The sequence below is a fragment of the Mesorhizobium wenxiniae genome (genome assembly GCF_002284535.1).
Lineage (GTDB): Bacteria > Pseudomonadota > Alphaproteobacteria > Rhizobiales > Rhizobiaceae > Mesorhizobium > Mesorhizobium wenxiniae.
In genome coordinates this window covers 1-15,702 of sequence record NZ_NPKH01000020.1, presented here as the reverse complement: position 1 = coordinate 15,702, position 15,702 = coordinate 1, and the positions used below count along the sequence as shown (strand labels likewise).

The following is a 15,702-nucleotide window of genomic DNA, read 5'->3' as shown; positions in this document are numbered from 1 at the left end:
CCTACCTAATGCAGCCTAGGCGTTGCGCCCTGGCCCTTGTCGTCGATCACAAGGCCGCGATGGAAACGGTCGAGCGTGAAGGGGGCGTTAAAGTCGTGCGGCTCGTCCTTGGCGATGGTCCAGGCAAAGCACCAGCCGGAGGCCGGCGTCGCCTTGAAACCGCCGTAGCACCAGCCGCAGTTGAGATACATGCCCGGCAGCGGACCGGTGGTGATGATCGGCGAACCATCCATCGACATGTCGCAGACGCCGCCCCATGAGCGCAGCATGCGGACGCGGGCGAGACCCGGAAACAGTGCCAGCATCTCGCTCATCACCTCGTCGACGACAGGCAAACTGCCGCGCTGGGCGTAGCTGTTATAGCCGTCGAGGTCGCCGCCATAGACAAGCCCGCCCTTGTCCGACTGCGACATGTAGAAATGGCCCATGCCGAAAGTCAGAACCGTGTTGATGAACGGCTTCAGCGATTCCGTCACGAAGGCCTGCAGCACATGGCTCTCGATCGGCATGGTATCGATGCCGGCGAGCCGCATGACTTGCCCGGTGCTGCCGGCCACCGCGACCGCCACTTTCTTGGCGCGGATCTCTCCGCGCGACGTCGAGACGCCTGATATGCGGTCGCCGTCGCGCAGGAAGCCGGTGACCTCGCAATTCTCGATGATGTCGACGCCGCGACGGTCGGCGCCGCGCGCATAGCCCCAGGCGACGGCATCGTGGCGGGCGGTGCCGGCGCGCCGCTGCATCAGGCCGCCGACGATTGGGAAGCGCGCCGTGGCGGAGACGTCCAGCGCCGGCACCAGGCGTGCGATCTCGGCCGTGGTCATCAGTTCGGCGTCGACGCCGAGATGGCGCATGGCGTTGCCGCGGCGGGCAAAATCGTCGAGCTGGGCGGGTGTATGCGCGAGGTTGAGGCAGCCGCGCTGCGAGAACATGACGTTGTAGTTGAGGTCGTGCGAGAGGTTCTCCCACAGCTTCATCGAATGTTCGTAGAAGCGCGTGTTGGCCGGCAGCAGATAGTTGGACCGCACGGCCGTCGTGTTGCGGCCGACATTGCCGGATCCGAGCCAGCCCTTCTCCAGCACGGCGACATTGGTGATGCCGTGCTCCTTGGCGAGATAATAGGCAGTCGACAGGCCATGGCCGCCGCCGCCGATGACAATCACGTCATAGGACGCCTTAGGGTCCGGTTTGCGCCAGGCCGGCTTCCAGTCCTTGTTGCCGGTCAGCGCGTTTTTGAGAAGCGAAAAGACCGAATATTCCGCCATTCTTTTTGTTATCCGTTCTGGCTTTTTGTCATCCGTTTTGGGCGATGGGGCACACTATAGAGCAGGCCGCTGCCGCAAAGCCAATATTGCGCCATCGCTTTTCGACTGGCCGACGCCGAGACCGCCGGACAGAGCGGACGGCTTGCTCCCCGGTATGAGCGTCTTTATCAAGGACGAGCTTTAGAACGCCTTACCGCCTGTGAGTCGCCAAACGATCATGCTTTTCCGACTGCTCCGCTTCGTTCTGGTCCTGGCGATCGTTGCCTCGGCGCCGCTTTCGCTTGATGCGGCGGCGCAGGGACTTGACCATGCTGCGTCCGGGGTGGTCGCCGACCAGCAGAAAATCCTGCAGGATCTGACGACGAGGACCGACAATCTCGAAAAGAAAATCCAGGAGGACGGTGCCGACGACGCCAGCCTTGTCGATATCCGCCTGCAGCTCGAGGAAATGTCGCGAGGTGCGCTGAACAGCGCGCTTGCCTTCCGCCCGCGACTTTCGGAGATCAACGCAAGGCTCGATCAGCTCGGGGTGCCGCCGGCCGCGGGCCAGCCGCCCGAACCCGACATCGTGACCAGCGAACGCCAGGCGCTGGCGTCCCAAAAGGCCGAGATCAATGCTGTCATCGCCACGGCGCAAAACCTGTCGATCCGCATCAGCGGCCTCATCGACAAGATCGCCAATATGCGCAGCGAGCTGTTTCGCAATCTGCTCACTAAGCGCTACGTGCTGTCCGACGCTCTGAGCCCTGAGGTTATTTCCGATGCCAACGGTGAATTTACCGGCTTCTACAAGGCGGTGTCGTCCTGGCTGACCTTCGCCTTCAAGTTCAAGTTCCAGGCCGTGCTGGCCGCGACCTTGACGGCGCTCTCCCTGGCGGCGGTGCTTTTTGTCGGTGGGCGGCGTCTGTTCGGACGTGTCTTCGAAGCAGACCCTTCCGTCGAGGATCCGTCCTATCTCAGCCGGCTGTCGGTGGCGTTCTGGTCGACATTGCTGCCGACGCTGGCGGTCGGCGTCTTTCTCGTCTCGACCGTGTTCTTTTTCAACTACTACAACGTGTTGCGCGGCGACATTGGCGTTTTCCTGAATGCGCTGGTCGCCGTCATCGCGGTGGTGTTCTGCGTCAACCGGCTGACCAATGCGGCGCTGGAGCCGCGGCTGCCGAACTGGCGGCTCATACCCGTTGAAACGGGTCCGGCACGCTGGCTGGTGCGGCTGACGACCGCCATGGCGGTGGTGATCGGCGTCAACAATTTCCTGTCGGTCGTCAACGACAAGATGGGCTCGCCGCTGTCGCTGACCATCGCCAGAAGTTTTGTCGCCACCATCATCGTCGGCGTCATCCTGATCCTGATGGGGCTGCTGAAACCGTTCAAGGCACCCGACGGAAGCTGGCGCCCCTGGCCGGCGTGGCTGCGCTACACGGCTGTCGCGCTCGGCGTTTTCACCATCGCCACGGCGCTGCTCGGCTATATCGGCCTCGCAATCTTCGTCTCGCTGCAAGTCGTGGTCACCGGAACCATTCTGGTCACCGCCTATATCGGCTTCCTGTCGGCGCGGGCGATCAGCGAGGAAGGTGGCTTTGCCAACACGTCGATCGGGCGCTGGCTATCGACCAATTCCAGCTATGAGGAGTCCGCGCTCGACCAGCTCGGCCTGGTCGTCAGCGTCGCCATCAACCTGATGATCGTGCTGGTTTTCCTGCCGCTGATCCTGTTGACGTGGGGCTTCCAGCCCGGCGACATCCAGGCCTGGGGCTATAAGCTGGCGACGGGCCTCACCATCGGCTCGGTGACGATCTCGGTGACCGGCATTCTGACCGGCATCATTGTCTTCATTATCGGCTATTTCCTGACGCGCTGGTTCCAGGGCTGGCTCGACGGCTCGGTGATGGCGCGCGGCAAGGTCGACACCGGCGTGCGAAACTCAATCCGGCTGGCGGTGGGCTATGCCGGCGTGGCGCTCGCAGCACTCGTCGGCGTCTCGGCGGCGGGCATCGATCTCTCCAATCTGGCGCTTGTCGCCGGCGCCTTGTCCCTCGGTATCGGCTTTGGCCTGCAGAACGTCGTCTCCAACTTCGTCTCCGGTCTGATCCTTTTGGCCGAGCGGCCGTTCAAGGTCGGCGACTGGATCGTCGCCGGTGACATCAGCGGCACGGTCAAGAAGATCAGTGTGCGCGCTACCGAGATCGAGACGTTCCAGCGGCAGTCGGTGATCCTGCCCAATTCAAACCTGATCAACAATGCCGTCGGCAACTGGACGCACCGCAACAAGCTCGGTCGCATCGACATCAAGGTCGGCGTCGCCTACGGCAGCGACGTCAAGCAGGTCCATGCTGTCCTTTTGGAGATTGCGCGCGGCCATCCGCTGGTGCTGAAGAATCCCGAACCCTTCGTGCTGTTCACCAATTTCGGGCCGGCCGCTCTCGAATTCGAAATCCGTGTGTTCCTGGCCGACGTCATGAATGGCAACATCGTACAGAACGACATCCGGTTTGCCGTCCTCGATGAGTTCGCGGATCAGCATATCGAAATTCCGTCGGCGCCGCGCGCCGTCGTCGAGACCAAAAAGCATGACGCATGGCCGATCGACGATGACCAGATCGAGGCTGAATTCGCCGAGAAGGAGCGCGCGGCGGCCGAAGCCGCGGCCGAGACGAAACGCCTGGCCAGATCCGGGCGCAAGACCCGCAAGCCGGATCCCGATTAGGGTAATATTGATATCCAGGTATCACCGGCTTTCGACACAGCGAAAGCAATTGCGGCATGAATGCGGCATTCAGTTGCCGTTCAGCTTGCATCTCATATAAGCTCACATGCAAAGGGCGAGAATGCCTTGCGAAATGCAAACAGAGGCGGTGGAAACACCGATATTGCAAATGTGGAAGTCTCTCGTCGCCGCCATCGCTTTTCTTGCCGTGGGCGGTTCAGCCTTCGGCGCCAGCGCGACCAACAAGGACGCCGAGACCCGCACACTCGTCGTGACCGAAGGCGGTGGCAAGACGGAGCTGGCGCTGGCCGCCGGCGAAACCGCGGAATTCTGCCCGACCGGCTGTTTCGTTACCATGCCGAATGGCGACCTCGAGGCGCTGACCGGTTCGGAAACGATCGAAATCTCGGGCGGCGTCGCCCGTATCAAGTAGCCGCGTCAAAAAACGTTGACGATTTTTCGAAGGCCGGGCAATGCCCGGCCTTTTATGGTTTCGGGGCAGCGAAACTTAACGATGAAGGGCGAAATACCGTCACGCAAGCAAGGCCAGGCTGGGCGTTTTAACATTCGCTGCGCTGTTCCCCGTTATAACGGGCCGAAGACGCCGAAGCACGGCGCGGATTTTGGAATGGTGCATGATCCTTTCCGAGAAATCGGTTTTCGGGATCATGGGCTTTTAGGCAGGGCAACGGAAAATGGACGCGCGGTCGGACAGGAACGCAATTCCGCTTGCCGTCGATCTCGACGGCACGCTGATCGCGACGGACCTGTTGTGGGAAGGGCTGTTCATCCTTCTCAAGAAGAATCCGCTCTATCTTTTCCTCGTGCCGTTCTGGCTCGCCGGCGGGCCGGCGCGGTTGAAGCAGGCCATCGCTCAACGCATCGACATCGATCCTGCGTCGCTGCCTTACCGCGAGGCGCTGCTTCAGCGCCTTCGCATTGAACATGGCGAGGGCCGCCAGATCGTGCTGGCGACCGGTACGCCGCGCAAATTGGCCGAGGCGATCGCCGTACATCTCGGGATATTCGATCGCGTCCTGGCGACCGACGGCCCCCACAACATGACCTCAGGCAGAAAGCGCGCCTCGCTTGTCGCCGCCTATGGCGATGGCGGCTTCGACTATGCCGGCAATAGCCGGCACGACCTTAGGGTATTCGACGCCGCGCGCGCTGCAATCGTCGTCGCGCCCGACCGCCATGCTGCGCGATGGCAGGCCGCCCACGGTGCCGAAATGATGCCGGCGCCGAAGCCGACGTTCAGAACCATCGTCAAGATGCTGCGCGTTCATCAGTGGCTGAAGAACTCGCTGATCGCGGTGCCGATGGTACTGTCGCACGAATACTTCAACGCCGACATGGTCTGGGAATGCCTGCTGGCCTTCGTATCGTTCAGCGCAGTCGCTTCCGCCATCTACATCCTCAACGATTTCTTTGATCTCGCGCTCGATCGCAAACACCTGACCAAGCGCAACCGGCCATTCGCCAGCGGCGCGCTGTCGATCCCGTTCGGCCTCGGTTCGATGATGGTGCTGCTTGCAATGGGCGTTGGTGCAGGGCTTCTGCTGCCTATCGAATTCCTCGGCGTGCTCGGCGGCTACATAGTCATGACCACCGCCTATTCGCTGTCGTTCAAGCGCATGCTCCTGATCGACGTGCTGACGTTGGCCGGACTCTACACGATCCGCGTTCTGGCGGGCGCCGCGGCGACCGGCGTCGACGTCTCGTTCTGGCTGCTGGCCTTCTCGATCTTCTTTTTCCTGTCGCTGGCGCTGGTGAAGCGTTTTGTCGAGCTGCGCACGACCGCGATTCCGGCCGGCGAACGCATTGCCGGCCGCGGCTACCGCACCGAAGACCAGGAGATCGTCGCCCAGGCGGGCATGGCCTCGGCCTTTTCCTCGGCGCTGGTGCTGGCACTCTATATGGACAGTGTTGCGGTGCGCGAACTCTATCCTCACCCGTGGCTGGTCTGGCCCCTGGCGCCGATCGTCCTGTACCTGACCATCCGCGTCTGGATTCTCGCCCGCCGCGACGAGATGCATGACGATCCGGTCGTCTTCATCATCCGCGACTGGCGCAGCCAGATCGTCGTGCTCATCGGCGCCGTGTTCCTGGTCGCCGGAGGCTGGTAGGCGTGGCGAAGCAGCGGTTCCAGAGCTTCGGTCTTGCCACGCCGCCGGCACTCGATGTGATCCCGGCGGACGACGCTGTTGCGCTGCTGAAGAGCGGCAAGGCGGCAAGAAATGCCTTGCTCGCCTACGGCAACGGCCGCTCCTACGGCGATTCCTGCCAGAACCAGGCCGGCATGGTCGTCGACATGCGGCCGCTGAACAGGATCCGCGCCTTCAATGCCGAGACAGGCGTGATAGAGGCCGAGGCCGGCGTGCTTCTGTCCGACATCATCGCCCATGCAGCGCCATACGGTTTCTTTCCGGCCGTCGTTCCAGGCACGCAGGTCGTCACGCTCGGCGGCGCCATCGCCAATGACGTTCACGGCAAGAACCATCACCGGCGCGGCACCTTCGGCTGCCACGTCGAATCGTTCACGCTGCTAAAATCGGATGGACGGCCCCATTACTGCTCGGCCACCGACAATGCACGCCTGTTTGCGGCGACGATCGGCGGCATGGGGCTGACCGGACTGATCCTGTCCGCATCGATCCGGCTGATGCGGGTGCCATCCCTCGACATCGTCGAGACGGCGACGCCGTTCCGCGACCTCGGCGAATTCTTCGAGCTTGCCGACGCGGCCGACCAAGCCAACGAATACGTCGTCGCATGGATCGACCAGCTTGCCGGCGGCCACGGCCGTGGGCGCGGGCTGCTGTTTAGCGGCAATCACGCCGAGCATGGCTCCCATGTGGCCTCTCGTGCCGGCGGCAACCTTTCGGTGCCGTTCCAGCCGCCGTTCAATGTGCTCAACCGGCCGTTCCTGACTGCCTTCAATGCCGCCTACCGGTGGAAGAAAGGCAGGTCTACCGCGCCGCGCCAGGTCGGCTATCAGGAATTTTTCTTTCCGCTCGACGGCGTTGGCAACTGGAACCGGCTCTACGGACCGAACGGGCTTTTCCAGCACCAGAGCGTGGTGCCGGAAGACGTCGCGCGCCGAGCGGTGCCGGCGCTGCTTGCGGCGGCAAAACGGGCGGGGCAGGGCTCGTTCCTGACCGTCCTGAAGCGCTTCGGCTCGATCCGCTCGCCGGCACTGCTGTCGTTTCCGCGACCGGGTTTCACGCTGACGCTGGATTTTTCCAACCGTGGCCGGGGGACGCTGGCGCTGCTGAAGGAGCTCGACCACATCACGGTCGCGGCCGGTGGCGCGGTCAATCCCTACAAGGACGCCCGCATGGGCGCCGACACTTTCGCCGCATCCTTTCCGGAATGGCAACGCCTCGAAGCGATCCGCGATCCCGCCTTCATGTCGAGTTTCTGGGCGCGAACGGCGAAAAAACTCGAGGCTCGGCGCGAAACCGCTGAAGCCGCAGAATAGATAAAATTAGAACAGTTCATGAAGCGTTTGCAGGTTTGTAATAGAACGGCTGAAGGGCTGGCGGAAGAAACATGAAATACATCGTCTTCATTCTGTTCACGGTCATGACCAACGCCGCTGCGCAGCTCATGCTGAAGCAGGGCATGATGTCACTCGGTACAATCTCCTTCGAGGGCACCAATCCGTTGCTGAAGCTGTTGCAGATTGTCTTCAGCCCGTGGGTTTTCTTCGGCCTGTGCACCTTCGTCATCTCGATGGCTTCGCACCTCTATGTGCTGTCCAAGGTCGAGCTCAGCTTCGCCTATCCGTTCCTCAGCCTCGCCTATGTCGCCGTTGCTATCTTCGCCTATTTCATCTTCCGCGAAGACCTCAATGCCTGGCGCATCGCCGGCATCGCCTTCATCTGCGTCGGCACGGTGCTGATCGCCCAAAGTGGCCGGGACTTGGGCGATCGAGAGCACGAGGACGAGACGGCTGGCCTTTCCCCCGACAAGATTCACACCAGCGGGATTGTTCGATGAGACATGTGATCTTTGGCGGCGACGGTTTCGTCGGCCGCCACCTTGCCCCGAAACTTCTGGCCGACGGCGAGGAGGTGGTCGTCGCCGACATCGCCAAGAGCGACCTGCCGCATTACCGTTCGGTCCGATATGTCAGGTGCGACGTCACCGATCCGGCCTCGGTCGCTTCGGTCAGGCTGAAGGCCGACGACATGGTCTATAATCTTTCGGCGAAAATGCTGTCGCCGATCCAGGTGCGCGCCAAGCGCCGCCAGTTCTTCTTCCCGGTGAATTTCCACGGCACCGAGCACATCATAAAGGCGATGGACAGAGCCGGCGCGCCCAAGCTCGTCCATTACACGACCGACATGATCTACGGCCATACGATCACGCAACCGATGACCGAGGAACATCCGGTCGCGCCGCTCGGCGAATATGGCTGGTCGAAGCAGAAGACCGAGGAGCTGGCCGCCGAATGGCGCAAGCGCGGCATGTCGATCTCGCTGTTTCGGCCGCGCCTGATCATCGGTCCCGGCCGCCTGGGCATCCTCGAAAAACTGTTCAAGCTGATCGATAGGAATCTTCCGGTGCCTATGATCGGCTCGGGCAAGAACCCGTATCAGTTCATCTCGGTGTTCGACTGCGCCGAGGCAGCGCGCGCTGCCTGGAGAGCCGGCGTGCCTGATGAAGCCTATAATCTCGGTTCGCTCAACCCGCCGCCGGTCCGGAAACTGCTCGGCGATCTGATCAGGCATGCCGGGTCGAAGTCGATCCTGATCCCGACACCGGGCTGGGCAGTCAAGCGCACGCTCGACCTGCTCGATCTCTTGAACATGCCGATCATGGATCCGGAGCAGTATCTGATCGCCGACGAGGACTGCGTGCTCGACGTGTCCAAGGCCGAACGCCAACTCGGCTGGGTGCCGCAATATCGCGACGAGGACATGCTGATCGCCGCCTATAGCGAATACCGCGCCAAGAAAGACGGCCATGCCGTCGCCGCCAGACATGTGCCCGCCGAGTGAAGGGCAGCAGGAGACCCTTGAGATGACCGTCATGACGAAACCAGACCACACGACTGCGCGCGCCACGGTCAGCGCGCCGGCGCTTTTGCTTGCCATCACCGCCAAGCCCGTTCTGATCAGCGTCGAGCAGGCCAAGGCGATGGACGTCGCGCGCATGACCGACCTGTTCAAGGCGCATCTCAATCCCGGCCAGCTGCATTTCATGAAGCTGCTCGGCTTCCACAAGATCAAGATCGAGCGCGCCGAAGGCATGTTCTACATCGACCAGAACGGCCGCAGGATCCTGGATTTCTTCGGCGGCTTCGGCTCGCTGGCCTTCGGCCACAATCATCCGCGCCTTCTCAATGCGCGCAAGAAATTCCAGGAGGAGAAGCGGCAGGAGATCGCCATCGCTTTCATGTCGCAATATGCGGCCGCCCTGGCGCACAATCTCGCCAAATGCTCGCCCGGCGATCTCGACATGGTGTTTCTGGGCTCGTCCGGCTCGGAAGCCATGGAGGCGGCCGTGAAGCTCGGCGAGCGCGCCGCCGGCCCGAAGCGGCCAAAGGTCGTCTATGCCGAGAATTCCTTCCACGGCAAGACCAAGGGTGTGCTGGCGATCACCGACGGCTCGCTTTACCGCGCCGACTTCAAGGTGGCCGACAATGTCGTGCGCATCCCTTTCGCCGACATCGAAGCGGTCGAGCGCACCTTCCGCTCGGACCCGGAGATCGGCGTCATCGTGCTGGAAACCATCCAGGGTGGTGGCGGCATCATCCAGGCGCCTGCCGAATACTGGCAGAAGCTGCGTGCGCTATGCGACCAGTACGGTGTGCTGTGGGTCGCCGATGAAGTGCAGTGCGGCTATGGCCGCTCCGGCCGTTTCTATGCCTTCGAGCATTACGGCGTCGTTCCTGATGTGACGGCGCTGGCAAAATCGCTCGGCGGCGGCAAGGCGGCGGTCGGCGCGATGATTGCCAGGCGCGAGGTCTACATGAAGGCCTATGGCACGCCGAAGACGGCGATGATCCACGCCATGGCTACCTTCGGCGGCATGGGTGAGGCCTGCGTCACCTCGATCGAGGCGCTCAACGTGCTTTACGACGAGGGGCTCATCGACAACGCCGCTGTGACCGGCGACTACCTGCTGCAACGCCTTCAGGCGTTGAGGGAAAAATACCCGAAGATCATCAAGGAGGTCCGCGGCAAGGGCCTGATGGTCGGGCTGGAATTCCACGATTTTTCGCAGACCCTGCCGATGGTGCTGCGGCCGGTGGTCAGCGTGCTCGACGAGAAGCTGAAGGGATCCTTGTCCGGCTTCGTCGGAGCGCTGTTGCTGCGCGACTACGACGTGCTCGTCGCCTTCACCGAATACAACCGCAATGTCATTCGTCTCGAACCGCCGTTGATCTGCCAGCGCGAACATGTCGACCGCTTTGTCGAGGCGCTCGACAGCCTGTTGTCGCGCGGCATCGTGTCGATCGTGAAGGATTTCGTCAAAAGCCAGGTCCGCTAGCCAGGTCCGCCGAGCGAAACCATGCTGACCCAATCTCCCGTTTCGACAAACCTGCTCGACCGGGTCACCGAGGCCGGTCTGGCGTGGGGCGAGGGCACCTATGCGCGTCTTGCCGCACCGGTCGGGGCGGCGGCCTTCGCGCTTTACATCGTGTTGATCGCCGTGACGACATGGTTCATCCCCGACGCCAATTGGGACATGCTGCCCTACCTCGCGATCGCCGAGGAGGGCAGCTATCCCGATGTGCAGGCGCTGCACGACTATGCTTATGGCACGGTTAGGGACGGCGTCTCGGCGGGCGAGTACAAGACACTGACGGACGACAGCGGCGGCTTCCGCAGTCATATGGCTGGGAACGCCACCGACTTCCATTCGCTGCTCGGCATGTACCGGATCAAGTTCCTCTACGCCGAGATCCTTTCGACGATGAGTTCTGTGATGTCGCCGGTCGAGGCGATGCGTGTGATCTCAGTATTGTCGGTGCTGCTGTTCGGTGCGATCGCGCTGCTCTGGCTGCGGTCCGAAGGCGCGCTGGCGCTGGCGCCGGTCGCCGGCGCGGTGCTGATCATGGCCGAATTCGGCGACGCGGCGCGGGCAAATACACCTGATCTGCTATGCTCCGCCCTGTTCCTCGGCGGGCTTTTTGCGTATGTGCGCGGTCGCGAAGTGGCCACCGCGATCCTGCTTTTCCTCGCTTTCATGGCGCGGCCTGACAACATAGTCTTTCTTGCCATCTTCGCCGCATTGCTGGTCGCCTTCCGGCAGAAGGGGTGGGGCGCTCTGACCGGATTTGCCGCCTCCCTGGTCGCCTATTTCGCCATCTCGCATTGGGCACAGCATCCCGGCTGGTGGCCGCATCTGTGGTTCTCCAGCGTCGAGCAGCACTACAACATGGACGGTTTCGATCCACCCTTCTCGGCTGTCGTCTATCTCCGGGCTCTTGCCGCCTCGCTGGTCCGCGCCGTCAGCCTGAACAGCTGGGTCGGCGTCTCGGTGCTGGCGCTGGCGGGGTGGTATGCGACCAGCCGCGCCGGCTTCAAGCTCGACCGCCGTGCCGGTATCCTGTTTGCGGCGCTGGTGCTCGGCGCGCTGGCCAAGTTCACCGTCTTCCCCATCCACGACACCCGCATCTACTTTCCCTATCTGATCCCGCCGTTCCTGCTGCTTGCCGGCCCCTTCATGGCGCTGTGGGCGAGCATCGAAGGGCGTCGCGCCCCAGTGTTGCACGTCGTTTCGGGAGATGAACCATGAGGTCCGTCTCCAGCCTGGCGCGCATCATTTTCCCTTGAAGCAGCTGATCTCAACTGCAGTGCCCCGCGTCTTTTTGGGCGCGCAAAGGACGCTGTGGAATTTTTCCGCGCATGATCCAGGCGAAAATCGATTCGAATTTTTCGGGGGCATGCGCCGGGGTCGCGCCGCACCTGTGGCGTGTCGCAAACAGGCGGTAGCGCGATGGCCGTCGTCTGCATATTGTGCGCCGGTCAGCGGGCGCCGGCGCCCGCAACAGCACTTTTGGAGTCGCGGGCATGGCAGGGTTTCCGGAAAAGGCGAAGGTCGTCATCGTCGGGCTGGGCGGCATTGTCGGCGCATCGGTCGCCCATCACCTGATCGAGCGCGGATGGGACGACATCGTCGGCATCGACAAATCAGGCATCCCGACCGACATCGGCTCGACGGCGCACGCCTCCGACTTCTGCTACACGACCAGCCATGACTTCCTGTCCTGCTGGACGACGCTCTATTCCATCGATTTCTACGAGAAGATGGGCCATTACGCCCGCATCGGCGGCCTTGAGGTCGCTCGCGTCGGCGACGACGATCGCATGGAGGAGATCAAGCGCAAGATCGCCTCGGCAAAGGCCTTCGGCACGCGTGCCCGCCTGATCGATCCGGCCGAGATCAAGCAGAAATTCCCGCTGATCGAAGAAGAGAAGGTGCAGGGCGGCCTGTGGGATCCCGATGCCGGTCTCGTCATCCCGCGCTCGCAAACGGTCGCCGGCAAGCTGGTCGATCAGGCGGAAGCCTCCGGCAAGCTCAAATCCTTCGCTAACACGCCGGCCAAGTCGCTCGTCGTCGAGAACGGGCGTATCAAGAGCGTGGTGACCGACCGTGGCACAATCGAGGCCGACTACGTGATTGTGTGCGCGGGTATTTGGGGCCGGTTGATCGCGGAAATGGTGGGCGAGGACCTGCCGGTGATGCCGATCGACCATCCGCTTACCTTCTTCGGGCCCTACACCGAATTCGCCGGCACCGGCAAGGAGATCGGCTTGCCGCTGCTGCGCGACCAGGGCAACTCGGCCTATATGCGCGACACCGGCGACCCCAAGACCGCCGAAGGCGGGCAGATCGAATGGGGCTATTACGAGGAGACCAATCCGCGCCTTTGCCATCCGCGCGACCTTCTGGAGAAACACCAGGCCCGTCTTTCGCCCTCGCAACGCGACCTCGACATGGAACAGATCCTGGCACCGCTCGAGCGCGCCATGGAACTGACGCCGATCCTGGGCGAACTGGGTTATAATGAGAGCCATTCCTTCAACGGGCTTCTGCAGGTGACGTCAGACGGCGGCCCCTCTATGGGCGAGAGCCAGAAGGTGCGGGGCCTCTGGTATGCCGTCGCAATATGGGTCAAGGACGGCCCCGGCATGGGCAAGCTTATCGCCGACTGGATGACGGACGGCCGGACGTCGATCGACCACCACGCCATCGACTATTCGCGCTTCTATCCGCACCAGACGCAAGAGCAGTTCATCTGGGACCGCTGCACCGAAACGGCGATGAAGGTCTACAATCCCGCCGTCCATCCGCGCGAGCCCTTCTCCAAGGCTCGCAACGTGCGCCGCTCGCCTTTCTGGGAGCGCGAGAAGGAACTCGGCGGCTATTTCATGGAGCTCGGCGGCTGGGAGCGCGCCCATGGCTATGCCGCCAACGAGCACCTGCTCGAGAAATACGGCAACCGGGTGCCGGTGCGCGAAAACGAGTGGGACAACCGCCATTTCTGGCGCGTCTCCAATGCCGAGCATCTCGCCATGAGCGAGGATTGCGGCATCGTAAATCTATCGCATTTCGCGATGTACGACGTGGCAGGGCCGGATCATGTCGCGCTGATGGAATGGCTGTGCGCGGCCAAGATCGGCGGCGACGGCAATATCGGCAAAGGCATCTACACGCATTTCCTCGACGATGAAGGCATGGTGCGCGCCGACCTGACCGTCATCCGCATGGCCGACCGGTGCCGCGTCATCGACGGTGCCGATGCCGGCCCGCGGGACTTCCACTACATGCGGCGGACGGCAGAAGACAAAGGGTTCGACGTCACCATCACCGATGTGACCGAGAACTACGTGACCGTCGGCATCTGGGGTCCGAACGCGCGCTCAACCTTGCAGAAGGTCGTCGAGGACCCGGACGGGCTGACGCCGGAGAACTTTGCCTTTGCAGCGATCAAGCCCGTCAAGGTCGGCGGCAAGGACGTGACCGCTTTCCGCATCTCCTATGTCGGTGAGCAGGGCTGGGAACTGCACATGCGATATGAAGACGGGCTGGCCGTATGGGACGCGTTGCGTTCGACCGGCGTGATGGCTTTTGGCGTCGAGACCTATGCCAACAGCCGCCGCATGGAAAAGAGCCTGCGCCTGCAGAACGCGGATCTTTTGACCGAGTACAATCTGCTGGAGGCCGATCTTGCCCGTCCGAAGGTCAAGGAGGCTGATTTCAGCGGCAAGGCAAAGCATCTGGAGTATCGCGCCCGCGCGCATCAGCCGGTCATGCTTTGCACGCTTGTCATGACGGACAATGTCGATTCCAGGGGCGTAGCCCGTTATCCGGTCGGCACGATGCCGGTGATGGACCCGCAAACGGGTGAGACGCTGGTCGACGAACTCGGCCGCCGGTCGTTCACGACCTCGATCGCCTATGGCCCGACCATCGGCAAGAACATCGCGCTCGCCTATCTGCCCTGGGCGTATTGCCAGGAAGGCCGCAAGCTGAACGTCGAATATTTCGGCGAGACATACCCGGTCGAAGTGGCCGCCGTCGGCTACAGGCCGCTCTACGACCCGGAGAACCTCAATCCACGCAGCTGAGCCTCCCACAATAGATGGTGAGGGGCGGACTCGCAAAAATGTGAACGCAAAGCCTTAAAGCGCGTCGTGTCTGAGGGGAGTCATGCGACGCGCTTTAAGTTATTGTTTATATGCATGTCATTACCCCAAACCGCTGCACACTTTTGGCGACATGCATTAGCCCGGCGCTGGGCTTTTCGCTTTGTGGCGCGACGATTATCGCTTACCTTGCTGCAATGTCTGCTTTTCCCCACGCAAGACATCTCCTTTCAGGCGCCGCTGCACTGGCGCTGATGCTGGGGCTGGCGCCGGAATCCCGCGCCGCCGAACCCGTCGATATCGAACTGGTGCTGGCGGTTGACGTTTCGCTGTCGATGTCACCGGCGGAGCTCGAAATTCAGCGTCGCGGTTATGTCGCGGCGCTGACGCACGACACGGTACTGCAGGCGATAGCCGATGGCGCCTATGGCAAGATTGCCGTCACCTATGTCGAATGGGCCGGCACGACCTGGCAGCACGTCATCGTGCCGTGGACGGTGATCGCCAATCGTGCCGACGCCGAGCGGGTGGTCGAACAGCTCGCCGCCCATGCGCCCAACAGCGCACGGCGCACCTCGATTTCCGGTGCCTTGCAATTCGGCAGCGATCTCTTCGCCGAAAGCGGCTTTCAGGGCGTCAAGCGCGTCATCGACATTTCAGGCGATGGCCCCAACAATCAAGGTGCTCCAGTCGACATCATCCGTGACGAGCTGGTGAAGCAAGGCATCACCATCAACGGCCTGCCGCTGATGACTCGGAGCGGCTTCACCAGTGTCTACGACGTGAACTATCTCGACCGCTACTACACCGACTGCGTCATCGGTGGGCCCGGCGCGTTCATGATCCCGGTCAATGAGTGGACGCAGTTTCCCGAAGCGATCCGCCGCAAGCTGGTGCTCGAGCTTGCCGGGCCTGCCTCACCGCAATGGGCGGCGGACGAAGCGGCGCATCCGCCGGTGATACTGGCGCAAGACAAGCCGGCCACCGACTGTCAGGTCGGCGAGAAAATGTGGCGCGACCGAAGCTGGATGTTCGACAGCCGCTAGAATCTTTCACGTTTTGACGGAAGCGTATCCGGCGTTAGCAAAGTAGTTGTTGCATTCTGTAGCCTCGATGGTTT

11 protein-coding genes are annotated in these 15,702 nt (G+C 62.3%); 10 read left to right on the top strand and 1 reads right to left on the bottom strand.

The genetic code is table 11. The features are described 5' to 3' along the window. Positions 1–5 precede the first annotated feature (5 nt). Positions 6–1,265, bottom strand: coding sequence for a sarcosine oxidase subunit beta (locus tag CIT31_RS10325; protein WP_095518536.1), 1,260 nt, complete (start codon positions 1,263–1,265; stop codon positions 6–8). 217 nt (positions 1,266–1,482) lie between these two features. Between CIT31_RS10325 and CIT31_RS10320 the strand changes: the two genes are divergently transcribed. The 10 genes from CIT31_RS10320 (at position 1,483) to CIT31_RS10275 (ending at position 15,628) form a co-directional block, all read left to right on the top strand. Next, on the top strand, positions 1,483–3,972 hold the full coding sequence (locus tag CIT31_RS10320) for a mechanosensitive ion channel family protein (RefSeq protein ID WP_095518535.1): 2,490 nt from the start codon (positions 1,483–1,485) through the stop codon (positions 3,970–3,972). Between the two features lie 169 nt (positions 3,973–4,141). Continuing rightward, on the top strand, positions 4,142–4,405 hold the full coding sequence (locus tag CIT31_RS10315) for a hypothetical protein (protein ID WP_029351968.1): 264 nt from the start codon (positions 4,142–4,144) through the stop codon (positions 4,403–4,405). A 262-nt stretch (positions 4,406–4,667) separates the two neighbouring features. Further along, on the top strand, positions 4,668–6,101 hold the full coding sequence (locus CIT31_RS10310; RefSeq protein ID WP_095518533.1) for a UbiA family prenyltransferase: 1,434 nt from the start codon (positions 4,668–4,670) through the stop codon (positions 6,099–6,101). A gap of 2 nt (positions 6,102–6,103) precedes the next feature. Further along, on the top strand, positions 6,104–7,456 hold the full coding sequence (locus CIT31_RS10305; protein ID WP_095518532.1) for an FAD-binding oxidoreductase: 1,353 nt from the start codon (positions 6,104–6,106) through the stop codon (positions 7,454–7,456). A gap of 71 nt (positions 7,457–7,527) precedes the next feature. After that, positions 7,528–7,977 carry an EamA family transporter gene (locus CIT31_RS10300; RefSeq protein ID WP_029351963.1) on the top strand — a complete coding sequence of 150 codons (450 nt, stop codon included), beginning with the start codon at positions 7,528–7,530 and terminating at the stop codon, positions 7,975–7,977. After that, positions 7,974–8,981, top strand: coding sequence for an NAD-dependent epimerase/dehydratase family protein (locus tag CIT31_RS10295; protein ID WP_095518531.1), 1,008 nt, complete (start codon positions 7,974–7,976; stop codon positions 8,979–8,981). The genes CIT31_RS10300 and CIT31_RS10295 overlap by 4 nt, the downstream gene beginning before the upstream one ends. A 22-nt stretch (positions 8,982–9,003) precedes the next feature. Further along, entirely contained in the window at positions 9,004–10,476 is a 1,473-nt protein-coding gene (locus CIT31_RS10290; protein ID WP_095519305.1) for an aspartate aminotransferase family protein, read from the top strand. A gap of 21 nt (positions 10,477–10,497) precedes the next feature. Continuing rightward, positions 10,498–11,727, top strand: coding sequence for a DUF2029 domain-containing protein (locus CIT31_RS10285; RefSeq protein WP_095518530.1), 1,230 nt, complete (start codon positions 10,498–10,500; stop codon positions 11,725–11,727). Between the two features lie 275 nt (positions 11,728–12,002). After that, positions 12,003–14,564: a GcvT family protein gene (locus CIT31_RS10280; protein WP_095518529.1), complete on the top strand. Its 2,562-nt coding sequence runs from the start codon at positions 12,003–12,005 to the stop codon at positions 14,562–14,564. Positions 14,565–14,779: 215 nt separating this feature from the next. Further along, entirely contained in the window at positions 14,780–15,628 is an 849-nt protein-coding gene (locus CIT31_RS10275) for a DUF1194 domain-containing protein (protein WP_065012255.1), read from the top strand. Positions 15,629–15,702: the final 74 nt, after the last annotated feature.

Coding starts and splice junctions, on each gene's coding strand:
- CIT31_RS10325 (WP_095518536.1), bottom strand. CDS start 1,265: ATGGCGGAATATTCGGTCTTTTCGCTTCTCAAAAACGCGCTGACCGGC.
- CIT31_RS10320 (WP_095518535.1), top strand. CDS start 1,483: ATGCTTTTCCGACTGCTCCGCTTCGTTCTGGTCCTGGCGATCGTTGCC.
- CIT31_RS10315 (WP_029351968.1), top strand. CDS start 4,142: ATGTGGAAGTCTCTCGTCGCCGCCATCGCTTTTCTTGCCGTGGGCGGT.
- CIT31_RS10310 (WP_095518533.1), top strand. CDS start 4,668: ATGGACGCGCGGTCGGACAGGAACGCAATTCCGCTTGCCGTCGATCTC.
- CIT31_RS10300 (WP_029351963.1), top strand. CDS start 7,528: ATGAAATACATCGTCTTCATTCTGTTCACGGTCATGACCAACGCCGCT.
- CIT31_RS10295 (WP_095518531.1), top strand. CDS start 7,974: ATGAGACATGTGATCTTTGGCGGCGACGGTTTCGTCGGCCGCCACCTT.
- CIT31_RS10290 (WP_095519305.1), top strand. CDS start 9,004: ATGACCGTCATGACGAAACCAGACCACACGACTGCGCGCGCCACGGTC.
- CIT31_RS10285 (WP_095518530.1), top strand. CDS start 10,498: ATGCTGACCCAATCTCCCGTTTCGACAAACCTGCTCGACCGGGTCACC.
- CIT31_RS10280 (WP_095518529.1), top strand. CDS start 12,003: ATGGCAGGGTTTCCGGAAAAGGCGAAGGTCGTCATCGTCGGGCTGGGC.
- CIT31_RS10275 (WP_065012255.1), top strand. CDS start 14,780: ATGTCTGCTTTTCCCCACGCAAGACATCTCCTTTCAGGCGCCGCTGCA.